Below are 24,624 nucleotides of genomic sequence, written 5' to 3'. Positions count from 1 at the left end.
ATCACCTGGAAGCAAGCGGCCAACCAGTTCGCCATCCTCTTTGGCGACCGCTTCACCAACGCCCTACGCTGAGATCCGTTTAACTTTAACCGACCTCAGCACACAAAATTCCTGACACGTCCGGCGTGGGGCTGATTTGCCGGCTACTGCCGGCGAAACAGCCCCCGCCCGCCAAGCACCACAATCCAACCGCATGCCACCAAGCGCCCACCCCCTACCCCCCTACCCCCCTACTCCAACATCCCCCGATGCCGCCCCAGCGCGTCGCGCACGATATCCAGCAACCCGCTCCCGGCATCAGCATCCACATGCCCCAGCAAAGCCCGCCGCATCCGCGGCTCCCAAAACCGCTTGATATGCCCGGCAATATCCGAAACCGCCTCCTCACGATCCGGCATCGCCTCGAAGAAGCTGCCGATCTGGTTGGCCATGGTGATGAGGTTGTCGATCTTCATGCCAGACTCGCTTCGTGCTGCAAACGTTGGGGATGGGCGTAGACCACGTGCGCGCCGGCGCGCACGAAGCCGGCCAGGGTGATGTTGGCCTGTTCGGCAAGCCGCACGGCCAGCGCGGTCGGCGCGGACACTGCAGCCAGAACGCCGGCACCGATGGCGGCGGTCTTCAGCACCATTTCATAGCTGGCGCGGCTGGTCACCAGCACCGCGCCGCTGGAAATATCCTCGCCACTGCTGGCAAGCGCGCCTGCCAGCTTGTCCAGCGCGTTGTGGCGGCCCACGTCCTCACGCACCAGTGATACATGGCCGTCGGATCGCAGCCATGCGGCAGCGTGGGTGGCACCGGTGTGTTGTTGCAACTCCTGTCGCAGTTGCAGTTGCACGAAGGCGGCCTGGATCACGTCGGTATGGAAGCTGGCATCACTCTGCACCGGTGCCGGCAGGCGCATCACCTGCTCCAGCGATTCGGTGCCGCACAGCCCGCAGCCGGTGCGCCCGGCCAGCGAGCGGCGCCGGTCCTTGAGCCGCATGAAGGCTTCCGACGCAATCTCCAGCTGCACCGCGATGCCATGCTCACGCATGTCGATGTCGATGCCGTAGACGTCGCTGGCACGAGCGACGATGCCTTCGCTCAGGCTGAACCCGAGTGCAAAGTCTTCCAGGTCGGCCGGCGTGGCCAGCATCACCGCGTGCGAGATGCCGTTGTACACCAGCGCGACCGGCACTTCCTCGGCCACTTCATCGGGGCTCAGCATCAGCTCGCCGCTACGCCAGCGGCTGACGGCGAAGGTGCTGTGGGTGGCGGGCACGGCGTCTTCCGCCGCGGCCGGAACGACTTCCGATGACTGCATGCAGCGCATCATGGCGTGGTCCTCCGCTCAGCCCGCGGCCTGCGCCGGGTCGGCGCTGGCGGCTTCCAGCAGTTGCAGCTGCTGGGTGTTGAACTCCTGGTACTCCCGCTGCCACGCCGACGGCTGCGCCACCGGCAGCACCTGCACCGCGGTCACCTTGTACTCCGGGCAGTTGGTGGCCCAATCGGAGTTGTCAGTGGTGATCACGTTGGCGCCGGACTCCGGGAAGTGGAAGGTGGTGTAGACCACGCCCGGCTGCATGCGCTCGCTGACGATCGCGCGCAGCACTGTCTCCCCTGCCCGGCTCTGCACGCCGACCCAGTCACCATCCTTGACGCCGCGCTCTTCGGCATCGTGCGGATGGATCTCCAGCCGGTCCTCGGCGTGCCAGTAGACGTTGTCGGTCCGGCGCGTCTGCGCGCCGACGTTGTACTGCGACAGGATGCGCCCTGTGGTCAGGATCAGCGGGAAGGCGCGCGTGATCTTCTCCGTGGTCGGCACGTACTTGGTGATGATGAACTTGCCCTTGCCGCGCACGAAGGCGTCGATATGCATGGTCGGCGTGCCTTCCGGCGCGTCGGCATTGCACGGCCACTGGATGCTGCCCAGCTCGTCCAGGCGCTTGTAGCTGACGCCCGAGAACGTGGGCGTCAGGCGCGCGATCTCATCCATGATCTCGGACGGATGCTTGTAGTCCATCGGATAGCCCAGCGCATTGGCCAGCAGGATGGTGGCTTCCCAGTCGGCATAGCGCGCCTTGGGCGGCATCACCTTGCGCACGCGCGAGATGCGGCGCTCGGCGTTGGTGAAGGTACCATCCTTTTCCAGGAACGACGAGCCTGGCAGGAACACGTGCGCGTACTTGGCGGTCTCGTTCAGGAAGATGTCCTGCACCACGATGCATTCCATCGACGACAGCGCTTCCGATACGTGCTGCGTGTTCGGGTCGGACTGGACGATGTCCTCGCCCTGGCAGTACAGGCCCTTGAAGCTGCCGGCCAGCGCGGCTTCGAACATGTTCGGGATACGCAGGCCCGGCTCGGGGCTGATCTCGACGTTCCACGCGGCTTCGAACAGGCCGCGCGTGGTCGAGTCCGATACGTGGCGATAGCCCGGCAGTTCATGCGGGAACGAACCGATATCGCATGAGCCCTGCACATTGTTCTGCCCGCGCAACGGGTTCACGCCCACGCCTTCGCGGCCGATATTGCCGGTGGCCATGGCCAGGTTGGCAATGCCCATCACGGTGGTGGAGCCTTGCGCATGCTCGGTCACGCCCAGGCCGTAGTAGATCGCAGCGTTGCCACCAGTGGCGTACAGGCGCGCGGCACCGCGCAACTGGTCAGCCGGAATGCCGGTGACGCTTTCCATGGCCTCCGGCGAGTTCTCCGGCAGCGCAACGAAATCGCGCCATTGCTGGAAGGCACGGTCCTCGCAGCGCTCGGCGATAAATGCTTCATTGAGCAGGCCTTCGGTGACGATCACGTGGGCCAGCGAGGTCACCAGCGCAACGTTGGTGCCCGGGCGCAGCTGCAAGTGATAGTCGGCGCGGATATGCGGCGAGTCCACCAGGTCGATGCGGCGCGGATCGACCACGATCAGCTTTGCGCCGGCGCGCAGGCGCTTCTTCATGCGCGAGGCAAACACTGGATGGCCATCGGTCGGGTTGGCGCCGATGACCATGATCACGTCGGCCTTCTCCACCGACTTGAAGGTCTGCGTGCCGGCCGATTCGCCCAGGGTCTGCTTCAGGCCGTAGCCGGTCGGCGAGTGGCACACGCGCGCGCAGGTGTCGACGTTGTTATTGCCGAAGGCGGCGCGAACCAGCTTCTGGACCAGATAGCCCTCTTCATTGGTGCAGCGCGACGAGACGATGCCGCCGATGGAGTCCTTGCCATGCTTCGCCTGGATGCGCTTGAACTCCGACGCAGCGTAATCGATCGCTTCTTCCCACGACACTTCGCGCCAGGGATCGGTGATCTTCGCCCGGATCATCGGCTTGAGGATGCGGTCCTTGTGCGTCGCATAGCCCCAGGCAAAGCGGCCCTTGACGCAGGCATGGCCTTCGTTGGCCTTGCCGTCCTTGTACGGCACCATGCGCACCACTTCATTGCCCTTCATCTCGGCCTTGAACGAACAGCCCACGCCGCAATAAGCGCAGGTGGTCACGGTGCTGTGCGAGGGCTGGCCCAGCTTGATGACGGAGGTCTCGGTCAGCGTCGCGGTCGGGCAGGCCTGCACGCACGCGCCGCACGAGACGCAGTCCGATTCCATGAACGACTGACTGGTGCCCGGCGACACGCGCGACTCAAAGCCGCGGCCGCTGATGGTCAGCGCGAAGGTGCCCTGCGTTTCCTCGCAGGCGCGCACGCAGCGGTTGCAGACGATGCACTTGGAGGGGTCGTAAGTGAAGTAAGGATTGGACTCGTCCTTCTTCATCTGCGTGTGCGTCGCGATCGGCGCGGATTCCGGGCCGCCGTCGTTGTAGCGCACTTCACGCAGACCGACCACGCCAGCCATGTCCTGCAGCTCGCAGTTGCCGTTGGTTGGGCAGGTCAGGCAATCGAGCGGGTGGTCGGAGATATACAGCTCCATCACGCCGCGGCGCAAATCGGCCAGCTTGTCGCTCTGGGTCTTGACCTTCATGCCGGCTTCTACCGGCGTGGTGCACGATGCCGGATAACCGCGGCGCCCTTCGATCTCGACCAGGCACAGGCGGCAGGAGCCGAAGGCTTCGAGGCTGTCGGTGGCGCACAGCTTGGGGACGGCAATCTGCGCTTCCATCGCGGCGCGCATCACCGAGGTGCCGGCGGGCACGGTGACGCTGACGCCATCGACCTCCAGGGTGACCAGTTCAGTGGATTCGCTGGCGGGGGTGCCGAAATCGATCTCGTTGCGGGCGTTCATGGTGGTTTGTCTCCCGTGTCTCTTGCTGGACCTGGCGTTCAGGCGGCCTTGGCCGGATTGGATGCGAGGCCGAAGTCCTCGGGGAATTCATTCAGCGCGGACAGCACCGGGTACGGCGTCATGCCGCCCATCGCGCACAGCGAGCCGCTGAGCATGGTGTCGCACAAGTCGCGCACCAGCGCGACGTGCTTGACCGGCTGCTCGCCGGCAATGATGCGGTCCATCACTTCGACGCCGCGGGTCGAGCCGATCCGGCATGGCGTGCACTTGCCGCACGATTCGATCGCGCAGAACTCCATCGCATAGCGGGCCTGCTTTGCCATATCGACGGTTTCGTCGAACACCACGATGCCGCCATGACCCACCACGCCGCCGAACGCGGCATAGGCCTCATAGTCCAGCGGCACATCGAAGCGCGACTCCGGCAGGTAGGCGCCCAACGGCCCGCCCACCTGCACCGCGCGGATGGCGCGGCCGCTGCGCGTGCCGCCGCCGTAGTCGACCAGCAGCTCGCGCAGCGTGACGCCGAACGCCTTCTCCACCAGCCCGCCCCGCTTGATGTTGCCGGCCAGCTGGAACGGCAGCGTGCCGCGCGAACGGCCCATGCCGTAGTCGCGGTAATACTGCGCGCCGCGCGCAAGAATCACCGGCACGGTGGCCAGCGAAATCACGTTGTTGATCACCGTGGGCTTGCCGAACAGCCCCTGCAGCGCGGGCAGCGGCGGCTTGGCGCGCACCACGCCGCGCCGGCCTTCCAGGCTTTCCAGCAGCGCGGTTTCCTCGCCGCAGACATAGGCGCCGGCGCCCTTGCGCACTTCCAGGTGGAAGCGCTTGCCGCTGCCGCGGATATCGTCGCCAAGCCAGCCCGCCGCGTTGGCGATGCCGATCGCGCTTTCCAGCACGGCAATCGCGTGCGGGTACTCGGAACGGCAGTAGATGTAGCCCTGCTCCGCGCCCACCGCCAGGCCGGCAATGGTCATGCCTTCGATCAGCATGAACGGATCGTCTTCCATCACCATGCGGTCGGAGAACGTGCCCGAGTCGCCTTCGTCGGCATTGCAGACGATGTACTTGACCGCGGATTGCGCGCCCAGCACGGTCTTCCACTTGATGCCGGTCGGGAACGCCGCGCCGCCGCGGCCGCGCAGGCCGGAATCGGTGACCTCCTGCACGATCTCGGCGGGCTGCATCGACAGCGCCCGCTCCAGGCCGGCGAAGCCCTCATGCGCACGGTAGTCGTCCAGCGACAGCGGATCGGTGATGCCGACGCGCGCGAAAGTCAGGCGCTCCTGCTGCTTCAGGAAAGGGATCTCTTCGGTCAGGCCCTGCGACAGCGCGTGATCGCCGCCTTGCAACAGGCCAGCGTCGAACAGCGCCGGCACGTCTGCGGCGCTGACCGGGCCGTAGGCCACGCGGCCGCTTCCGGTCTGCACCTCAACCAGCGGCTCCAGCCAGAACATGCCGCGCGAGCCGTTGCGCACGATGCGCACATGCTCGCCGCGCGCAGCGGCCTCGCTCGCGATGGCGCGGGCGACTTCATCCGCGCCCAGCGCCAGCGCGGTGGAATCGCGCGGCACGAAGATGGTGGTGATCGTGATCATGCCTGTGCCTCCGCCGCTGCCGTGCCTTCCGTCGAAACCGCGCGCAGCGATCCCACCAGCGCGTCGAAGCGCTTCGCGTCGACATAGCCGTGCAGTTGCTCGCCGACCATCACCGCCGGGCCGCAGGCGCACTGGCCCAGGCAATAAACCGGCTCCAGCGTCACCTGCCCGTCCGCGCTGGTTTCATGGAAGCCGCAGCCGAGGGCGCGCTTGGCATGTTCGGCCAGCGCTTCGGCGCCGACCGACTGGCAGGCTTCGGCGCGGCAGACCTGCACCACATGGCGCCCGGCCGGCTGCTGGCGGAAGTGGTGGTAGAAGGTGATCACGCCATGCACCTCGGCGCGCGACAGGTTCAGCGCGCGGGCGATCACGGGCACGGCGGCGTCGGGGATATAGCCCTGTGTGTCCTGGATCTCATGCAGGATCGGCAGCAAAGCTCCCGGCATATCCTGGCGTGCCGCCACGATGGCGGCGATGCGCGTGGCATCGGCGGATGCCGGCGGCGCGTGGGGGGCAAGTTCTGGCATAGCGTCTCCTGTGAGGCGTCGCACAGACCGGCAGTGCGGCCTCTTATATGCTATTTTTTTCCTATTTACGGGCATTGACGTCGCCGCTTTTCCCGTTTGAAGGACTATATGAGAGTGACAGCGCCCCTTCAATAAGCTATTTTCTACATATGATCCGCATTTCGATCCACCCGCACCTGCAGATCCGGGACGACGCCAGCCCCGGAGGGGAAGCGCTGGACGTGTCCCGGCTGGTGGCCCTGCTTGGCCATATCGAGGAATCCGGCAGCATCAGCCAGTCGGCACAGGCGGTATCGCTGTCCTACCGCTACGCCTGGGGCATCCTGCGCGATGCCGAGGCCCTGTTCGGCGGCCCGCTGATCGACAAGACGCGCGGGCGCGGCAGCGCGCTGACGCCGCTGGCGCAGCAGCTGGTGTGGGCCAGCAAGCGCATCGGCGCGCGGCTGTCGCCGACGCTGGACAGCCTGGCGTCCGAGCTGGAGATCGAGCTGAAGAAGCTGATGGAGCAGCCCGAAGCCACGGCGCGCCTGCATGCCAGCCATGGCTTCGCGGTGGCGGCGCTGCGCGACTACCTGGACGAGCACCAGGTGCGCCATGACATGAAGTACTGCGGCAGCGTCGAGGCGGTGGCGGCACTGGCCGAAGGCGCGTGCGATATCGCCGGCTTCCATGTGCCGGTGGGCGAGTTCGAGCACGGCATGTGGCGGCACTTCACCACCTGGCTCAAGCCCGACACCCACTGCCTGGTGCATCTGGCGGTGCGCAGCCAGGGCCTGTTCGTGCGGCCGGGCAACCCGCTCGGCATCCGCACGCTGGAGGACCTGACGCGGCGCGAGGTGCGCTTCGTCAACCGGCAGGTGGGCTCGGGCACGCGGCTGCTGCTGGACCTGATGCTGGCCGCGCGCGGCATCGACACGGCGCGCATCGAGGGCTACAGCAACGGCGAGTTCACCCACGCCGCGGTGGCCGCGTATATCGGCAGCGGCATGGCCGACGTGGGCCTTGGTGTGGAAACGGCAGCGCGGCGATTCGGGCTGGAGTTCGTGCCCGTGATCAAGGAGCGCTATTTCTTTGCGATCGAGCGGGCGAAGCTGCGCAGCGCGGCACTGGCCGGCGCGGTGGACGCGCTCACCAGCGAGGCCTTCCGCCAGCGCGTCAATGCGCTGCCCGGCTATGACGGCACGCTGACCGGCACCGTGCTGACCTTGAAGGAAGCCTTCCCGGACTACGGCGCCACGCCACAGCGCTAGCGCTTGAGCAATGACAAGCGGTCAGGATGGTAGGCCCACTGCTCGTGGCCGGGGATCGGCCCCTTCGCTTTCAACAGCGGCAGCCAGTCCGAGCGCCGCGCCAGTTCGGCATTGAGCGCGATGAAGTGGCGCTTATCCTCCGGCAGGTCTTGCTCCGAGTAGATGGCACCGACGGGGCATAGCGGTACGCACATCGAGCAGTCGATGCACTGGTCAGGATCGATGGCGAGGAAGTTGGGCCCTTCGTGGAAGCACGACATCGGGCAGACTTCAACGCAATCGGTATGGCGGCACTGGATGCAGGCATCCGTCACGACAAAGGTCATGGGGCAGTTGCGGTACGGCAGGTAATGACCCGTCATCGTAACGCCCCGTTCGTGAGCGCGGGACGCGCCGCGTTGTGCGACTCCGTCAAATCCGCTGAAGGGCCGACGCCTGGCCCGGCCCGCGCGGCGCCGCGTCAGGCCATTTCGCGCATCAGTTCTTCCTTGCGCGCTGCCATGGTCTGCGCCACGTCGCGCAGATTGACCTTTTCCTTGATCACGTTCTTGAACAGCTCGCCTTCCTCCTCCTCGATATGGTGGGAGACGTACTCCGACAGCACCGTGTAGTTGGCCTCGAGCATGTCGCCAGCCGGATCGTCCTCGATCGTCGCGATCAGGTCCTTCGCCACCTGGTGCTCGACCTGGGCCTCATCCAGCATGTCGTCGATCTCGTCGCTGACGCCGCGCAGCGCCGGATAGAAGATCTCTTCCTCGATGGTGGCATGCACCGTGAGCTGGTGGCACACGTCCAGCGCGATCGCTTCCTTCTCGTCCCGATCCTCGGTGTCCTTGAACGCCTTGAACTGCTTCTTGACTGCGCGATGGTCGTCCATCAAGGCACCGAGGGCCTCGGCCTGGTCTGCGGGGATCTTCGACTTGTCCACGGTTTCCTCCTGGTGGAATCAGCCGGCACTCCGGCTTTGCCCCGCAGAGGAGGCAGATTCCGTGCCCGCGCCGCGCCAGCGCGGCGGCGCCAGCGCTGGCTGCGAACCCTGCCAGTCATTGCAATTCCTGCGCGAAGCCTTGTAATTGTGCCCGCGGCGCCGCGTCGGCCGGCCACGGTGGCTATCGCCTGCATACCGCGCATCTGCGGCCTTCCCCAGCCACGCCGTGCTGCGGGCAGGCGCGGCACGAAAGTTGCGGGCTGGCGCAGTAAGACGGACAGAGAGATCCCTGTCTGAAAAGCAACCGATACCGTACGGCGCACGCGCGTCGTCAATGACTACCATGACGACCACATTCCTCTACTCCAATTGTGCCGATGGCCACCCGGCTGTGATCGACGAACTGCAGACCGCAAACAAGGCCGGTTTCGGCGTGGACTTGCGCCATGCCTTCTGCGAAGAAGAGCCCGCGTCGGTGCCCGCGCTGCAGCGCCCGCGCCTGCGCGCGCTGCAGCAGCAGGTGCAGCCGGGCGACGCGGTCGTGTCGCTGCGGCTGTGCAGCCTGGGCTGGAGCGTGCCCGAGGTGTTGGCCACTATCCGGCGTTTCCGCCTGCTGGGCGTGGCGCTGTATTGCGAGCAGCTGTCTCGTGACGACCTGGCCGGCCCGACGCCGCCTGAGGCGTTCGAGGTGCTGCGCGCGGTCGCCGCGCTGGAGGGCGCCACCCGCAGCGTGCGCGTGCGCGAGAGCCTCGCTGCGGCCAAGGCCATGGGGCGCCAGGTGGGCCGACCGCCCAAGCACACGCCCGAACAGCGCAATGCCATCCTGAGCGCGCTGGCCGCAGGCTATTCGGTGAGCGAGACCGCAAGGCGCTTCAACACGTCGCGCCAAACCGTGCTGCGCATCCGCGCCGCCGAGCCGGTCGCCGAGCCTCATGCGGCCTCCGCCTACTTGACCGACGCTGAAGAATCCGCGACCGAAGCGGCCACAGAATGAGGCCGACAGCAGCGCGGCGCGCCGTGCCAACACCGCGCCAAAGGCCGCATCGCTGCAGGCATAGAGATCCAGTGCATCGAAGATCTGCGTGGCCAGCACCTTGTGCCCCGGCGCGATCACGATGAAGTGCAGGTGCGCCGGCCGCATATGGTGGCGTCCGTGCAGCCTGAGCCGTTCACCGCATGGCCCGTCGGTGGGTATGCCGTAGCCGGACGGCTTGACGCTGTCGAACCAGAAAGCACCGCGCCGCGTCAGAACGTATAGCCGAGCGCCAGATAGAGGAAGAGGGTGTTGTGGCCGCCGACGGCCCTCAGCGTGCGGCTCTCGTCGACGTACACCGCGCCACCATTGACCAGCACGTGCCGGCTCGCCAGCCATGCGAGATCCACGGAGAACTGGCTGCTGCTGTACTGGCCGGAGCGGCCCGCGGTGCCGGGAACGGGAATGCCTACCGAGGTATAAACCGCATCGTGCGTGGTGGCCCGCCAGATCAGGTCGCAGGCGAAGGTCACCTTGACGCCAGCCACAGTAACCAGCATCAGCGACGGCTGCAGATCCAGCACGTTGGAGGCGCCGATCAGGCCGGCCTGGTTGAAGTAGGCCAGTTTGGGAAACAGGCCGTTGTAGGTGCCGATGGTGCCGTCGTGCGGATTGCGGTCACCACTGCCCATGGTGGCCTTGATGCCTGCGCGCGGCCGCCACGCGGACGCAGCGAAGGTGTAGCCGGTATCGGTCGAAAAGCCCCAGGCGCGGATCTGTTGCGCGGCCAGGCTGCCGAACTGGAACAGCGCCTCCCAGTCCCAGTCCCAGCGGCCGCGGCGGCCGAACAGGCGGCCCCCGACCGAATGCCGCCGCTCCGCACCGCTGCCATCGCTGAACAGCGCACGGTCATTCTCGAAGCCGAGGTAGTAGAGATCGGCGGAAGTCGCCGGCAGGAAGGTGGCCGGCAAGGTCCCATAGATGCCCCAGAAGCCCTGTGCCTGGTTGGGCCGGTCGTCGAAGCTGCCGTCCTTGAGCAGCACGGGACGCGTGGCAAAGGCATCCATGCGCACGCCGCCCAGGCTTGTACCAAGCCTCACGCCATCGAAAGCGCGGCGCACGTTCGGGGCATCGCGGATCGAGACCAGGCGCTGCGCGCCGAACGCCATTTCCTGGCGCCCCACGCGCACCAGCACCGGGTCCTGCGCGGGCGCGGGCAGCGGCACGCGCAGGTCGACGAATGCCTGCTGCAAGTCGAGCTGGTCCACGTAAGGCGGAGTGGTGACGTCCTTGCCCATGGCCACCTGGTTGCCCAGCTGCACGAACGCCCGCAGGGATTCACCGGCATGCAGGTCGGCATGCAGCAGCGCACGATGCAACAGGTACCCGTCGCCACGCGGACCGGGCACGCCGAAATTGCTGGCGGAGTAGTCCTCGAAACGCTCGCGGACCTCTCCACCGAAGCTGAGGAACCAGCCAGCGCTGCCCAGCGGCACATACTTGACCGGGTCCCAGAAATCCGCGCGCATGGCCGGATCACGCAGATAGCGGTAGTCCTCGTCATAGCGCAGCAGCTTGAACGGGGGCGGCACGCCCGGCACGGGCGGCAGCGGCTGCGCCATGGCGCAGCCTGCGGCGGCAAGCAGCATCAAGGCGATGCCATGCAGACAAGCCCATGCATGACGCGCAAGACATGCACCGGCGGCGCTGCAAGGAGAACATGCCTTCCATCTGGCCATCGGTCACCTGGCTGTGGGGAATGGCCGGCATGCAAAGTACACGAGGAGCACGGAGCGCTGGAGAACGCCCCGGAAACCGCGGCCGGATACGGATAAATATGGACGATCGCGCCGACGGATTCAAACCCCAGCCGGTCCGCACTCAAAAACAAAAAAGGGCCCGACGGCCCTTTTCTGCTGTGAGGACGATCCGTGGATCAGCCAGCGAAGTTCTTGCCGGCGAAGTCCCAGTTCACGACATTCCAGAATGCCTCGACGTACTTCGGACGGGCATTGCGATAGTCGATGTAGTAGGCGTGTTCCCACACGTCGCAGGTCAGCAGCGGCTTGGCGTCGGTGGTCAGCGGCGTGGCGGCGTTGGAGGTGGACACCAGGTCCAGCGAGCCGTCGGCCTTCTTGACCAGCCAGGCCCAGCCCGAACCGAAGGTGCCGACGGCGGTCTTGGTGAACTCTTCCTTGAACTTGTCGAACGAGCCCCACTTGGCGTTGATGGCATCGGCCAGGGCACCGGTCGGCTGGCCACCGCCGTTGGGCTTCATCGAATCCCAGTAGAAGGTGTGGTTCCACACCTGGGCGGCGTTGTTGAAGATGCCGCCCGACGACTTCTTGACGATCTCTTCCAGGCTCGAGTTCTCGAACTCGGTGCCCTTGATGAGGTTGTTCAGGTTGGTGACGTAGGTCTGGTGGTGCTTGTCATGATGGAACTCCAGGGTCTCCTTGGAGATGTGCGGAGCCAGGGCATCATGCGCGTACGGGAGCGGGGGGAGCTTGTGTTCCATTGTTCTGTCTCTGTGGGTTGGGGTTGTGGGTCCGGAACTGCCGATTGTAGGGGACTTGCAAGACCCGCGCAAACCACGGGACAAAGCCCCCTGCTCCGATGTTAGTTTGTCCGCGCGGGGGTTTCCGGGAGATTTCCGACCGGCCTGTCTGACGCGAATGGGAGGCGTTCCCGGCGCCGCGCGAGCGCTCAGAATTCCGGCAGCTTGGCCTGCACGCCGGCAATCGCCAGGTCGGCCACGCCCTCGGCCAGATGCGCCTCAACCACACTGCCGGCACGGATCTCGGCGGGCGAACGCAGCGCGCGTCCGCGCTGGTCGAGCAACACCGCATAGCCGCGTTCCAGCGTGCGCTGCGGCGCCAGCAATTCCAGCGCGCCGGCGCTGCGCGCCAGGCGCTGGCCGGCGCGTTCGTGCTGGCGCGCGGCGGCGGTTTGCAGCCGTTGCCACAGGCGTGTCACGTCGGCATGGGCCGCGCTCGCATCGGGGCGGCATGCACTCCAGCGCATCGCCAGCAGTTGTTGCCGGTGGCGTTGCGACACCACGGTGTCACGCAATGCCGACCGCAAGTGTCGCGCCAGATTGTCGACGCGTGCACGCCGCTCCTGCAATTGGGCCTGCGGGCTGCGCACGCGCCGCGCCAGCCAGTCCAGGTGCTGCGCGCGCAGGTCCATTCCACGCCGCATGCTTTGCGTGAGCGCGTCGCGCGCGCGCATGGCCTGCGCCAGCAGGTGCGCGCGATCGGGGCTGACCAGTTCGGCCGCGCCCGTCGGCGTGGGCGCGCGCACGTCGGCGACAAAGTCGGCGATGGTGAAATCGGTTTCGTGGCCCACGCCGGAGATGACTGGCAGCACGCAGCGTGCAATCGCCTGCGCCACCACCTCTTCATTGAACGACCACAGGTCTTCGATGCTGCCCCCGCCGCGGCACAGGATCAGCACATCGCATTCGCGCCGCGCGCCGGCCGCGTCGATCATGTCGGCAATCTTCTGCGCCGCGCCCGCGCCCTGCACCGGTACCGGATAGACCACCACCGGCACATGCGGCGCGCGCCGGCGCAGCGTGGTCAGCACATCGCGCAGCGCCGCTGCCTGCAGCGACGTGACCACGCCGATGGTGCGCGGGTGCGCCGGCACCGGGCGCTTGCGCTCCGGCGCGAACAGTCCCGCCTGCGCCAGCTTTTCCTTCAGCCGCAGGAAAGCCTCGTACAGGTTGCCCAGCCCCGCACGGCGCATCGCCTCCACGCCCAGCTGCAGTTCGCCGCGCGCCTCGTACATGGTGACCACGGCGCGCACTTCCACCGCCTCGCCCTCGCGCGGCTGGAAGTCGACATGCTGATTGCGCCCCCGGAACATCACGCAGCGGATCTGCGCCCGCGCATCCTTCAGCGAGAAATACCAGTGCCCGCTCGCCGCACGCGTGAAGTTTGAGATCTCGCCCCGTACCCAGGCGAGCGGAAAGCTGCGTTCAAGCACCCTGGCGATGCTGTGGTTCAACTCACCGACAGGGATGACATCGCGGCCGCTGCGCGGCGCGGTGGAGGAAGGGTCACGCGAAAAGTTCGGCAAGTCAGACATGGGGCACCGGCGGCGGGCGGCGTGAATGGGACATGTCCACAGCATAACCGCTATGTCAAGGGGGTACTGCTGATGCCGGCTGCCTGCCCCGAAAGCCGCATGAACTCGTGCAACCCTTTGATTCTTATGCGATTTAGAAGCGAAACAAAAATTAGGCAATATAACCAATTCTCTTTTGCATCAACTACTTACAGGGCGCCCGGCAGGCTTGTTCACAAAGTTATCCACAGCTTCTCTGGATAAGAGGCGCCGCAAGACCCACTTTTCTGGCGCGAGTGGCCCCTACCCCGCTTGCGCGCCGCCGGAAAGCGTCGCACCCGGAGCGTTGTAGGCGACGAGCAAAGTTCCAGGCCGGATCGGAAGCGTTATGCTGCGTTTGCACATTTTCCGGGCAGGTTTGGAGGAAGTCATAAAAATCAATGACTTGGATATCTTCTCCCGGATTTGTCCACAGGCCTTCCACAATCCTCTCCCTGCAGTCTGTGGAAAAACCCGGCTTCTGCCGCGCCAGCGCCTGGACCGCGCTCCAGGCGGGCTGATACACCCGTTTGCCTGTTTTTTAAGCACCCCCATGCACTGCCTTTAAAATCAATGGCTTAGGTGATCTCTCAGGCAGCTTTCCACAAGCCCTCCACAGCACTGTCCCGCTGCTGTGTGGAAAGCTGCACCAGGATGTGCGCCAGCAAACTGACGCACGCCGCACGTCTGTGGAAGGACATGGTTTTCAACGTGGACGATGCGCCGCAGGGCCGCTGGCAGGCTTTTGCACAAAATTTAAGCAGCGCCATCTTTATCTTTACAAATCAATGTGTTAGCAGGCTTGTCAGGCAGCTTTCCACAATCGATCCACAGCACTGTCCCTCCGCGCTGTGGAAAGTCCTGCCCGCGCGATGCGCGCCCGAGACAGCCGAGCATGCCGTCCCTTGCCGCGCGACAGGCCGCAGGTTAGAGTGGCGCCTGCTTTTTCAGAGCAATGCCGGAGCGCGCAGCAAGGCATCATGCAGACGCGCCTCAAGGCATGCCGACAGGTGGTTTGGGGTTTTGTTATTCGGTTGTCGATCCCGGGGGTCCAATTGTTTTCCATCATTCAAGCGGCCGGCTGGCCGATCTGGCCGCTGTTGCTCGCCTCGATCCTCGCGCTGGCGCTGATCGTCGAACGTTTTCTTACCCTCAAGCGCAGCAAGGTCCTGCCCGCCAAGCTTTATGAAGAAGCACTGGCGGCCGCGCAGCAACGCCGCGCCACGCCGGAAGTGGTCAACACGCTGGAACAGAATTCGCCACTGGGCCGGGTGCTGGCCGCCGGCCTGCGCCACGTGGTGCTGCAGCCGCATACGTCGCGCGATGCCGCCAAGGACGTGGTCGAGGAAGCCGGCCGGGTGGTCGCGCATGAACTGGAGCGCTACCTGAATGCGCTCGGCACGATTGCGTCGGTAGCTCCGCTGATGGGGCTGCTGGGCACGGTAATCGGCATGATCGAGATCTTCGGCAGCCAGGGCGGCACCGGCGCCAGCCCGGAGCAGCTCGCGCACGGCATCTCGGTGGCGCTGTACAACACCGCCTTCGGCCTGATCGTGGCGATCCCGGCGCTGGTCTTCTGGCGCTACTTCCGCCGCCGCGTGGACGACTACGTGGCCGAGCTGGAATTCCGCGCCACGTCGTTCCTCGACGCGATCCTGCCGCAACGCCGCGCCTGATCGCCGCCCGGAACCGAACACCATGCACTTCCGTTCCCGCCAGCGGCGCGAAGAGCCGGAGATCAACCTGATCCCGCTGATCGACGTGCTGCTCGTGATCCTGATCTTCCTGATGATCACGACCACGTACTCGCGCTTTACCGAGCTGCAGATCCAGCTGCCCACCGCCGAAGCCGAGCGCGCCCAGCAGCGGCCGCAGGAGATCGTGGTGTCGGTGTCCTCGCGCGGGGTCTACTCCGTGAACAAGCAGGTGATGGAGCAGAAGGACGTCACCAGCCTGGCCGACCAGCTGCGCGCCGCTGCGGGCACCAGCGCCGGCGGCAAGCCGCCGGTGGTGATCGTCAACGCCGACGCGCAGGCCAGCCACCAGGCCGTGATCAATGTAATGGAAGCCGCGCGGCTGGCCGGGCTGTCGCGCCTGACCTTCGCCACGCAGAGCGCGCAGCCGCGCTGATCCCCTGCCGCACAGGCGCATGCGGCCCGCGGGCTTGCCGCATGCGCTGTGCAATGCCCATAATGGTTGGGCCGCCCCGAGGGGCGAAGCCGCGAGCGCTCTACAATCGCTTCCCAATCACCGCCTTCCACCTCGGACCCACCGCCCGCCGCGCCCATGCCCGTTCCCCGACATGCCCTTGCCGACTTCGTGACCGCTCAGTGGCAACGCCGCGGCTGGTTCGCGTGGGTGATGCTGCCGTTCTCGTTGCTGTTCGGACTGATCGCGCGGGTGCGCCGCCATGGCTACCAGCGCGGCTGGTTCAAGTCGACGCGGCTGCCGATGCCGGTGGTGGTGGTCGGCAACGTGACCGTGGGCGGCACCGGCAAGACCCCGGCGGTGATCGCGCTGGCGCATGCGCTGGCCGAGGCGGGGCTGCGGCCCGGCGTGGTATCGCGCGGCTACGGCGTGCAACTGAAGCATCCACGCCGGGTGAAGCCGACCTCGAAAGCGTCCGACGTCGGCGATGAGCCGCTGCTGATCGCGCGCGCCACCGACGTGCCGGTCTGGGTCTTCCCCGACCGCGCGCTATGCGCGCAGGCCATGCTGGTCTCGCATCCTGGCGTCAACGTGCTGCTGCTCGACGACGGCCTGCAGCACTACAAGCTGCAGCGCGACTTCGAGATCGTGATGTTCGACACGCGCATGGGCGGCAACGGCCTGCTGCTGCCGGCCGGTCCGCTGCGCGAGCCGCTTTCGCGCCCGCGCGATGCCACCCTGATCAACGACCCCAACTTCCGCGCCGCGCCCGACCGTCCCGGCGTGTACGGCATGCGGCTGGAGCTGGACGACGCCTGGCAGCTCGCCGATCCCACCATGGCCCGGCCGGTCAGCGCCTTTGCCGGCCGGCGCGTGCTGGCCGCGGCCGGCATCGGCAACCCCGAGCGCTTCTTCGCCAGCCTGCGCGGCGCGGGCCTGACGCCCAGGACACTGCCGCTGCCGGACCACTATGACTTTGTCGCCGATCCGTTCGTCGACCATCCCGACGCGCTCGATGCCGACGTGATCCTGATCACCGAGAAGGATGCCGTAAAATGCGAGCGCTTCGACGACCCGCGCATCTGGGTCGTCCCCACCAGGCCCGTGATCGATGCCGGCCTGATCGACAAAATCCGCCGCGCCGTGCAGGCGCGAATCAAACCCGCGCCGACCGTGCCGGCTGCCACGCCCGGCGCCGCCGGGCGCAATGAGGAACACCGAGATGGACAACCGGCTGCTTGAAATCCTGGTCTGCCCGCTGTGCAAGGGCAAGCTGGAATACGACCGCGCCGCGCAGGAACTGATCTGCCACGCCGACAAGCTGGCGTACCCGATCCGCGACGGCATCCCCGTGATGCTGGCCGACGAGGCCCGCCAGTCGGTGCCGGGCCGGGTTGTCAACCCGGTCAATCCGGACGCCCCTGCCACCGGCAACTGAGCGCGCGCCATGACTGTCCCGGCGTTCACCGTCGTCATTCCCGCGCGGCTCGCCTCGACGCGCTTGCCTGACAAGCCCCTGGCCGATATCGGCGGACGCCCGATGATCGTGCGCGTGGCCGAACGCGCGCATGCGTCGTCGGCACAGCGCACCGTGGTCGCCACCGATGCACCCGCGGTGGCGCAGGCCTGCGCCGCGCATGGCATCGAAGCCGTGCTGACCCGCGCCGACCACCCTTCCGGCACCGACCGCTTGTCGGAAGTCGCGGCCCGGCTGGGCCTGGCCGACGACGCCATCGTGGTCAACGTGCAGGGCGACGAGCCGCTGATCGAACCGTCGCTGATCGACGAGGTGGCGCTGCACTTGGCGCATCACGCCGACTGCGCCATCGCCACCGCTGCGCATCCGCTGCAGGACATCGCCGAAGTCTTCAATCCCAACGTGGTCAAGGTGGTGTGCGACGCCGCCGGCCGGGCGCTGTATTTCTCGCGCGCGCCGATCCCGTGGGCCCGCGATGCCTGGTCGGGCGTGCCGGCCGTGCCCGCCGCGCTGGCCCAGGTACCACTGCCCGCCATGCCGGTGCTGCGCCATATTGGCCTGTACGCCTATCGCGCCGGCTTCCTGCGCCGCTTCCCGACCCTGGCGGCGGCGCCGCTGGAGCAGACCGAGGCGCTCGAGCAACTGCGCGCCATGTGGCATGGCGAGCGCATTGCGGTGCTGCAGACCAGCGCCGCGCCAGCCCCCGGCGTCGACACCCCGGCCGATCTGGAACGGGTGCGCGCGCTGTGGGCGCGGTCGATGGCCCAGGAAGGACCCTGATAAAAATGCCCACGCGGGCGCCTACCCGCTCAGGTTCATACTGCTGCAACCTGAACCGGGGGGCGGATTTCGGGCCGATTTCGCGCCGCCTCATGGCATAATGCTTGCCGATACAGGGCCGCCCGGCTGGTACGAGCAATCGCACCGCCGGCCAAGGCTCGGTGGGGAGATAAAGATAGAGCCCGTCCGGTCGCCGCGCCGCCATCCCCCTGGCAGCCGCAGCCGGCCGTACGCGTGGGCGCGCCTGAGCAGTGCCCACGCTGAACGCAGTCAGAACGCAACAGGACCGCAGTAAGTCCTGCGTCAAGTTACGGCGTTACCCTCCTTCTGATCTCCCGCCATACCAGATTAAAAACTCTGAGGACCCGTAAATGCGTTTGATCCTGTTGGGCGCGCCTGGCGCCGGCAAAGGCACGCAAGCCAAGTTCATCTGCGAGAAGTTCGGCATTCCGCAAATCTCCACGGGCGACATGCTGCGCGCCGCGGTAAAGGCTGGCACCCCGCTGGGCGTGGAAGCCAAGAAGGTCATGGATGCGGGCGGACTGGTGTCGGACGACATCATCATCGGCCTGGTGAAGGACCGCCTGAAGGAAGACGACTGCAAGAACGGCTACCTGTTCGACGGCTTCCCGCGCACCATTCCGCAAGCCGAGGCGATGAAGGAAGCGGGCGTGGCGATCGACTACGTGCTGGAAATCGACGTGCCGTTCGACGCGATCATCGAACGCATGAGCGGCCGCCGCGTGCACGTGGCCTCGGGCCGCACCTACCACGTCAAGTACAACCCGCCCAAGGCCGAGGGCGTCGACGACGTGACCGGCGAGGCGCTGATCCAGCGCGATGATGACAAGGAAGAGACCGTCAAGAAGCGTCTCGATGTCTATTCGCAGCAGACGCGTCCATTGGTGGATTACTACTCGGACTGGGCTGCCAAGGGCGATGCTTCGGCCAAGGTGGCGCCGCCTAAGTATCGGAAGATTCTGGGGGTGGGGAATGTGGATGAGATTACTGGGCGGGTGTTTGAGGCGTTGAAGTAACTTTTCGCCTGCTCTGTTTGGTTTTATGAAAGCGGCCTTTGGGTCGCTTTTATTTTTTTGGCGATTGGATTTGGGATTGGTGTTGGTGGGTGGGGGTTACTGGTTGTTGGCTTGGGGATGTGGGTCGGGTTCGATGTTGTCGTAGGTTTAAGCGCCTGGTTCCGCCCTGCTGGGCGGGTCACTTTTTGTCCGAGCGACAAAAAGTAACCAAAAAACGCGTCGCCTCTGGCGGCTGGCCATCCATTCCACGGTGTTGGTCGTTCGGGCGGTGGTGATTTCCGTTCGATGGGGTTGGTGGTTCGACCCAGCTACGCACCCTGTCCGGTGCCTTGCGTCGACGGACTATTGGACGAACCCGACTTTAGGCTATTGGCAGCCTGCTAAGCACGTTATCGGTGGGACGCCTGCGGCTGCGCTGCGCGCACTCAGTATCGTAGGTCGGGTGCCCGGGCACGGAGTGCGTCGCTGCGCTCGCATTGGGCTGTCGGGATGCTGGGCCCAAAAAAAGAGCGCAATCAGAACGTGGGCGTCCGCCTGCCACGTTAGGGCCCGCGCGAAGCGCAGCCGTAGGCGTCCCACCGACGCGGTACTTAGCAGGCTGCCAACCGCCTAAAGTCGGGTTCGTCCAATAGTCCGTTGATGTGGGCACAGACAGGGTGCGTAGCAGGCCCGAACCACCCAACACGTCAAATGGAAATCACCACCGCCCGAATCACCAACACCGTGGAATGGATGGCCAGCCGCCAGAGGCGACGCGTTTTTTGGTTACTTTTTGTCGCTCGGACAAAAAGTGACCCGCCCAGCAGGGCGGAACCAGGCGCTTAAACCTACGACAACATCGAACCCGACCTACCTACCCAACCCCCCTCTTGCACATCCCCCACCACCCCGTAAAATACCGCCAACCAATTGACGTTTACGTAAACGGCAACAACCCCAAAGGAGACACCCCCAAAATGCAAATCCAGGGCAACGTATTCATCATCACCGGCGGCGCCTCGGGCCTGGGTGCAGGCACCGCCCGCATGCTGTCCGAAGCCGGCGCCAAGGTCGTGATCGCCGACCTGAACGAGTCCACCGGCCAGGCACTGGCGACTGAACTGGGCGGCCAGTTCGTCCGCTGCGACGTCACCTCCGAGGCCGATGGCCAGGCCGTGGTGGCCGCCGCCCAGGCACTGGGCCGCCTCTCAGGCATCATCAACTGCGCCGGCATCGCCACCGCCAACAAGACCGTCGGCAAAAACGGCCCGCACCCGCTGGACGCCTTCGACAAAACCATCCGTATCAACCTGGTCGGCACCTTCAACATGATCCGCCTGGCCGCCGCGGCCATGGTGCAGAACACCCCCGACAGCGAAGGCGAGCGCGGCGTGATCATCAATACCGCGTCGGTGGCGGCCTTTGACGGCCAGATCGGCCAGGCGGCCTATGCCGCATCCAAGGGCGGCGTGGTGGCGATGACGCTGGCGATCGCACGCGACCTGTCGCGCGACGGCGTGCGCTGCATGACCATCGCCCCGGGCATCTTCGAGACGCCGATGCTGCTGGGCATGCCGCAGGAAGTACAGGACGCGCTCGGCAAGATGGTGCCGTTCCCGCCGCGGCTGGGGCGCCCCGCCGAGTACGCCAAGCTGGCGCGCTCGATCATCGAGAACACCATGCTCAACGGCGAGGTGATCCGCCTGGACGGCGCGATCCGGATGCAGCCGAAGTAATTGACTGGAGCTGCCTGTTCAGCCAGGCAGCAGCATCACCAGCAGCAGCCCCGGTGCCGCCGCGGGCACCAGCGTCAGCTGCTCAAACTGCAGCGCGCCCTGCCGCGGATGGCGAAAGCCGCGTCGCCCGCCCTCGCGGTCTTCCACGTCCTGCGACAGCCAGGCATCGCGGAAGGCCGCGCTCTCTGCCAGCAGCCCCTCGATCAACGCGCGCGTCGGCGCCTCGTCGGCGCGGCGGATGCTGTGCGCGCGGAATTCCGCCACCAGCCGTGCCGCGCGGTGCGGCCAGTCTTCCACCAGCGCCTGCAGCCCCGGCGACAGGAACATCGCGCGCAGCAGGTTGCGCTCGGCGCTGGCGGCGTCGAGCCAGCCGATGAACAGGTCTGCGGCCGCGTCGTTCCACGCCAGCGCGGTCCATTGCCGGTCGAGCAGGTAGGCCGGGCCGCCGATGGCATGCACGCTGGCCAGCACTGCCAGCGGCACGGCCTCGCCCGCGGCTTGCTGCGGGTCACGGCGGCCCGCCAGTTCGAACAGGTAGGCGCGCTCCGCGCGCGACAGCCGCAGCGCGGCGGCCAGGCTGGCCAGCGCGCGGGCCGACAGCGATACCGGCCGGCCCTGCTCCAGCCATGTCACCCAGGTCGTGCTCAGGCCCGCCAGTTGCGCGACTTCCTCGCGGCGCAGGCCGGGCGTGCGGCGGCGCCGCCCAGGCGCGAGGCCCACGTCGGCTGGCGTCAGCCGTTCGCGGTGTGCGCGCAGGAAAACCCCCAGCACGGATTCGCGCGACGATGGCGATGCGGGGGGTGGATCGGCAAGCTCGACAGGCAAGGACATAACAGGCTGGTGGCGTTTATACCAGGATAAATCGGTAACTTGTACCGGGAATATGGCCCGCCTACAGTATGCCGAACCCGCCTCGCGGGCAAGTCCCTCCCCAACAAGAAGGCCGCCCGCCGACCCGGGCGTGGCCCAAGGAGCCCAGCACCATGCAACAACAGGAACTCGTCGCCGCCCAGTTCGGCGCCACCGCCAGCGCCTACCTCACCAGCGCCGTCCACGCCAGCGGCGCGGACCTGCAGCAACTGAAGGACGAACTGGCCGCGCTGATCCCTGAAGCCAACCGTCCGCGCAGCCGCGTGCTCGACCTGGGCTGCGGCGCCGGCCATGCCAGCTTCGCCGCAGCGGCGGTTGCAGGGGAAGTGACGGCTTATGATCTGTCGGCGGGAATGCTGGCCGTGGTCGATGCCGCGGCGCGCGAGCGCGGGCTTGCCAATATCCGCACGCGCCAGGGCGCGGCCGAGCAGCTGCCGTTCGACGACGCCAGCTTCTGCGCGGTGGTCTCGCGCATGAGCGCGCACCACTGGCGCGACGTGCCGGCGGCCCTGGCCGAGATCCGCCGCGTGTTGAAGCCGGGCGGCAAGGTGGTGCTGATCGATATTGCCGGCGCGCCGGACCCGCTGCGCGATACCTGGCTGCAGTCGGTCGAGCTGCTGCGCGACCCCTCGCACGTGCGCGACTACACGCCGGCGGGCTGGCGGGCGATGTTCGAAGCGGCGGGATTTGGCGCCGATGCGATCGCCACATCGGACATCTGGCGCATCGGCATCGAGTTCGACAGCTGGGTCAAGCGCATGCTCACGGCGCCGGTGGCGGTGGAGGCAATCCGCCACCTGTGGCAGGTGGCGCCCGCGGAAGTGCGCGAGCACTATCGCGTGCAGGCCGACGGCAGCTTTGAACTGGAGGCGGTGATGGTCACCGCGCGTTGACGGAACGTGTCCGGATCAGGCCGCGGCACCCAGCGCGGGCGCCTCGGCCCGCACGGTCAGGCGGCGCACGAGATCCCACACCGCCGCCGCGGCCGGCGACAGTGAGCGGTCCTCGCGCCGGACCATGACGATGCTGCGCTCCTCGCGCGGCACCAGCGGGCGCCACACCAGCGGCGACGCCGCTGGCAGCGGCAGCGAGAACGACGGCAGCACCGAGGCGCCGATGCCGGCCTCGACCATACCGAACACGCTGGCCGAATGGCCCAGCTCCTGCACCACCTGCGGCACCACGCCATGGCGGCCGAATACGCGGTCGATCAGCGGCCGGCTGCCCGAGGCAAAGTCCAGCAGCACCAGCCGCATGCCATGCAGCGCCGCCCATGGCACCGATGTGGACTGCGCCAGCGGATGGTCGCGCCGGCACACGAAGCAGAACGGGTCGGTCGCCACCGGCTCCACCAGCAGGCCCTCGCGCACCAGCGGATCGATCAGCACGCCAAAGTCCACCGCGCCGGCGCGCACCTGCTCCAGGCCGTCGGCCTGGACGTTGTCGCGCACGGTCAGGCGGATCTCCGGGTATTGGGCAGCGCAAGCGGCAACGTACAGCGGCATCAGCCGGGCCGAGATGGTCGGCGCACCAGCTATCACCACTCGGCCGCGATAGCGTTCACCAAGCTGCCGCGTTTCTTCGAGAGTGTCGTCAAGCTGACCGAGCAGGCGCTCCAGCGCCGGAGCCAGCGCATGGCCGGCCTCGGTCAGCACCACCTCGCGCGTGGTGCGGTCCAGCAGGCGCACGCCAAGTGCTTCTTCCAGCTCTGCCACGCCGCGGCTGACCGCGGGCTGGGTCAGGCCGACCACATCCGCGGCCCGGCTGAAGCCGCCGGTATTGGCGACGGCCAGGAAGACGCGCAGCTGGCGCAGTGTGTAATTCATGCAACGATTGGATAAATAGATTCTATAAATGAATTTGCATTCTAGACCCGGCTATCGTCCAATACTAGGCAAAACCCTAGCCTTGCAGGATCCACCCGCAGTCATGTCTCGTATTGTCCGCAACCTCAAGAAGCTCTATGACCTGATCGACGGCTTTGTCCTCGTCATGCTGACCGCCATCGCGATCGCGCTGGTCGCCCCCGGAATCGGCTCCGGCAAAGGCCCGCTGCACCTGGGCGTGGTGACCAGTTTCGGCGTGGCGCTGGTGTTCTTCCTGCACGGTGCTGCGCTGTCGCGTGACAAGCTGGTGGCGGGCGCCAGGCACTGGCGCCTGCATGTCTTCGTGCAGGTCTTCACCTATGTGGTGTTCCCGGCCGTGGGCGCGCTGCTGATGCTGTCGCTGCGCCATACGCTGCCGCCCGACCTGCTGCTGGGCGTGTTCTTCCTGTGCGCGCTGCCGTCGACGGTGTCGTCGTCGGTGGCGATGACCTCGATGGCGCGCGGCAATGTCTCCGGCGCGATCTTCAACGCCACCATCTCGGGCCTGATCGGCATGCTGGTGACGCCGCTGCTGATGGGACTGGTGATCAGCGCCAGCGGCGCCTCGATGCCGCTGGGCAAGGCCCTCACCGGCGTGGCGCTGCAACTGCTGCTGCCGTTCGCGCTGGGGCAGCTGCTGCGCCCGCTGATCGGCAGCTGGCTGGCGAAGAAGAAGCACATCACCAACAAGATCGACCGCGGCGTGATCGTGCTGATCGTCTATTCGTCGTTCTGCGACGCCACCGCCGAAGGCCTGTGGCACCAGTACCAGTGGCAGACCATCGGTGCGGTGATGCTGATCGCGGCGGTGTTGCTGTTCGTGGTGCTGGGCTTTACCACGCTGACCGCGCGCCGCCTGGGCTTTTCCGTCGAGGATGAAATCACCGCGGTATTCTGCGGCTCGAAGAAGAGCCTGGCCAACGGCATCCCGATGGCCAAGATCCTGTTTGCCGGCCATCCGGCGCTGGGCCTGCTGGTGCTGCCGCTGATGGTCTATCACCAGCTGCAGCTGATCGTCTGCTCGGTGATCGCGTCGCGCTATGCCAACCGCGATGCCTTGCTGGAAGACCAGGCCGCGGCGCGGGCCTGAGGCACGCAGCCATAAAAAAAAACCGGGGCGTGCCCCGGTT

At 66.5% G+C, this 24,624-nt stretch carries 23 protein-coding genes and 1 pseudogene; 11 read left to right on the top strand and 13 right to left on the bottom strand.

Annotated elements, in window-relative coordinates:
* Window positions 1-230 precede the first annotated feature (230 nt).
* From DN412_RS25575 to DN412_RS25555, 5 genes are read right to left on the bottom strand one after another with little or no spacing between them, the layout of a single operon-like run.
* Complete coding sequence (locus DN412_RS25575) at window positions 231-455, bottom strand: formate dehydrogenase subunit delta (protein ID WP_115214134.1); 225 nt, start codon at window positions 453-455, stop codon at window positions 231-233.
* A complete protein-coding gene (gene fdhD, locus DN412_RS25570; protein WP_115214133.1) occupies window positions 452-1,318 on the bottom strand; it encodes a formate dehydrogenase accessory sulfurtransferase FdhD in 867 nt (288 codons plus the stop codon). The genes DN412_RS25575 and fdhD overlap by 4 nt, the downstream gene beginning before the upstream one ends.
* Window positions 1,319-1,333: 15 nt before the next feature.
* A complete protein-coding gene (gene fdhF / locus DN412_RS25565; RefSeq protein WP_115214132.1) occupies window positions 1,334-4,213 on the bottom strand; it encodes a formate dehydrogenase subunit alpha in 2,880 nt (959 codons plus the stop codon).
* Window positions 4,214-4,251: 38 nt separating this feature from the next.
* Window positions 4,252-5,814, bottom strand: a complete 1,563-nt coding sequence (locus tag DN412_RS25560; protein ID WP_115214131.1) for a formate dehydrogenase beta subunit — start codon at window positions 5,812-5,814, stop codon at window positions 4,252-4,254.
* The gene (locus tag DN412_RS25555) at window positions 5,811-6,341 is read right to left on the bottom strand and encodes a formate dehydrogenase subunit gamma (RefSeq protein ID WP_115214130.1); all 531 of its coding nucleotides are present in this window, start codon (window positions 6,339-6,341) and stop codon (window positions 5,811-5,813) included. The genes DN412_RS25560 and DN412_RS25555 overlap by 4 nt, the downstream gene beginning before the upstream one ends.
* 149 nt (window positions 6,342-6,490) lie before the next feature.
* On the opposite strand from DN412_RS25555, the gene DN412_RS25550 reads away from it, so the two are divergent.
* Complete coding sequence (locus tag DN412_RS25550) at window positions 6,491-7,591, top strand: substrate-binding domain-containing protein (protein ID WP_115214129.1); 1,101 nt, start codon at window positions 6,491-6,493, stop codon at window positions 7,589-7,591.
* Here DN412_RS25550 and fdxA read toward each other — a convergent pair.
* Both fdxA and DN412_RS25540 read right to left on the bottom strand, forming a co-directional pair.
* Entirely contained in the window at window positions 7,588-7,917 is a 330-nt protein-coding gene (gene fdxA / locus DN412_RS25545; RefSeq protein WP_115214128.1) for a ferredoxin FdxA, read from the bottom strand. The genes DN412_RS25550 and fdxA overlap by 4 nt on opposite strands.
* 134 nt (window positions 7,918-8,051) lie before the next feature.
* Window positions 8,052-8,519 (bottom strand): hemerythrin domain-containing protein, encoded by a 468-nt coding sequence (locus DN412_RS25540; RefSeq protein ID WP_115214127.1) that lies wholly within the window; start codon window positions 8,517-8,519, stop codon window positions 8,052-8,054.
* A gap of 343 nt (window positions 8,520-8,862) precedes the next feature.
* Between DN412_RS25540 and DN412_RS25535 the strand changes: the two genes are divergently transcribed.
* Window positions 8,863-9,513, top strand: coding sequence for a recombinase family protein (locus DN412_RS25535; protein WP_115214137.1), 651 nt, complete (start codon window positions 8,863-8,865; stop codon window positions 9,511-9,513).
* A gap of 105 nt (window positions 9,514-9,618) precedes the next feature.
* Here the strand turns inward: DN412_RS25535 and DN412_RS46235 are convergent.
* From DN412_RS46235 to xseA, 4 genes and pseudogenes are all read right to left on the bottom strand, one after another.
* Window positions 9,619-9,714, bottom strand: a pseudogene (locus tag DN412_RS46235) (dioxygenase family protein); the annotation flags it as partial.
* Window positions 9,715-9,764: 50 nt separating this feature from the next.
* Complete coding sequence (locus DN412_RS25525) at window positions 9,765-11,141, bottom strand: alginate export family protein (protein WP_244222782.1); 1,377 nt, start codon at window positions 11,139-11,141, stop codon at window positions 9,765-9,767.
* Window positions 11,142-11,428: 287 nt separating this feature from the next.
* On the bottom strand, window positions 11,429-12,010 hold the full coding sequence (gene sodB / locus DN412_RS25520) for a superoxide dismutase [Fe] (protein WP_115214125.1): 582 nt from the start codon (window positions 12,008-12,010) through the stop codon (window positions 11,429-11,431).
* Window positions 12,011-12,198: 188 nt separating this feature from the next.
* Complete coding sequence (gene xseA, locus DN412_RS25515) at window positions 12,199-13,584, bottom strand: exodeoxyribonuclease VII large subunit (protein ID WP_208647658.1); 1,386 nt, start codon at window positions 13,582-13,584, stop codon at window positions 12,199-12,201.
* Between the two features lie 1,073 nt (window positions 13,585-14,657).
* Between xseA and DN412_RS25510 the strand changes: the two genes are divergently transcribed.
* From DN412_RS25510 to DN412_RS25480, 7 genes are all read left to right on the top strand, one after another.
* Complete coding sequence (locus DN412_RS25510; protein ID WP_078198468.1) at window positions 14,658-15,278, top strand: MotA/TolQ/ExbB proton channel family protein; 621 nt, start codon at window positions 14,658-14,660, stop codon at window positions 15,276-15,278.
* Window positions 15,279-15,300: 22 nt separating this feature from the next.
* Window positions 15,301-15,732: an ExbD/TolR family protein gene (locus tag DN412_RS25505; RefSeq protein WP_115214123.1), complete on the top strand. Its 432-nt coding sequence runs from the start codon at window positions 15,301-15,303 to the stop codon at window positions 15,730-15,732.
* A 156-nt stretch (window positions 15,733-15,888) separates the two neighbouring features.
* Entirely contained in the window at window positions 15,889-16,992 is a 1,104-nt protein-coding gene (gene lpxK / locus DN412_RS25500; RefSeq protein ID WP_115214122.1) for a tetraacyldisaccharide 4'-kinase, read from the top strand.
* Window positions 16,973-17,188, top strand: coding sequence for a Trm112 family protein (locus DN412_RS25495; protein WP_115214121.1), 216 nt, complete (start codon window positions 16,973-16,975; stop codon window positions 17,186-17,188). The genes lpxK and DN412_RS25495 overlap by 20 nt, the downstream gene beginning before the upstream one ends.
* Window positions 17,189-17,197: 9 nt before the next feature.
* Window positions 17,198-18,007 carry a 3-deoxy-manno-octulosonate cytidylyltransferase gene (gene kdsB, locus DN412_RS25490; protein ID WP_115214120.1) on the top strand — a complete coding sequence of 270 codons (810 nt, stop codon included), beginning with the start codon at window positions 17,198-17,200 and terminating at the stop codon, window positions 18,005-18,007.
* A 371-nt stretch (window positions 18,008-18,378) separates the two neighbouring features.
* Window positions 18,379-19,044 (top strand): adenylate kinase, encoded by a 666-nt coding sequence (adk, locus tag DN412_RS25485; RefSeq protein WP_115214119.1) that lies wholly within the window; start codon window positions 18,379-18,381, stop codon window positions 19,042-19,044.
* Window positions 19,045-20,000: 956 nt separating this feature from the next.
* On the top strand, window positions 20,001-20,759 hold the full coding sequence (locus tag DN412_RS25480) for a 3-hydroxyacyl-CoA dehydrogenase (protein ID WP_115214118.1): 759 nt from the start codon (window positions 20,001-20,003) through the stop codon (window positions 20,757-20,759).
* 18 nt (window positions 20,760-20,777) lie between these two features.
* Here the strand turns inward: DN412_RS25480 and DN412_RS25475 are convergent, their stop codons facing one another.
* The gene (locus DN412_RS25475; protein ID WP_208647657.1) at window positions 20,778-21,590 is read right to left on the bottom strand and encodes an MmyB family transcriptional regulator; all 813 of its coding nucleotides are present in this window, start codon (window positions 21,588-21,590) and stop codon (window positions 20,778-20,780) included.
* A 152-nt stretch (window positions 21,591-21,742) separates the two neighbouring features.
* Here DN412_RS25475 and DN412_RS25470 point away from each other — a divergent pair, with 152 nt between their 5' ends.
* Window positions 21,743-22,522, top strand: a complete 780-nt coding sequence (locus DN412_RS25470) for a class I SAM-dependent methyltransferase (protein WP_115214117.1) — start codon at window positions 21,743-21,745, stop codon at window positions 22,520-22,522.
* A gap of 15 nt (window positions 22,523-22,537) precedes the next feature.
* Here DN412_RS25470 and DN412_RS25465 read toward each other — a convergent pair whose 3' ends face one another.
* Window positions 22,538-23,455: a LysR family transcriptional regulator gene (locus DN412_RS25465; RefSeq protein WP_115214116.1), complete on the bottom strand. Its 918-nt coding sequence runs from the start codon at window positions 23,453-23,455 to the stop codon at window positions 22,538-22,540.
* Between the two features lie 103 nt (window positions 23,456-23,558).
* Between DN412_RS25465 and DN412_RS25460 the strand changes: the two genes are divergently transcribed.
* Window positions 23,559-24,584, top strand: coding sequence for a bile acid:sodium symporter family protein (locus DN412_RS25460; RefSeq protein WP_115214115.1), 1,026 nt, complete (start codon window positions 23,559-23,561; stop codon window positions 24,582-24,584).
* Window positions 24,585-24,624: the final 40 nt, after the last annotated feature.

The sequence above is a fragment of the Cupriavidus lacunae genome (genome assembly GCF_003353055.1).
GTDB lineage: Bacteria > Pseudomonadota > Gammaproteobacteria > Burkholderiales > Burkholderiaceae > Cupriavidus > Cupriavidus lacunae.
The sequence above is the reverse complement of the archived record's forward strand: the minus strand, read 5'-3'. Positions and strand labels throughout refer to the sequence as shown.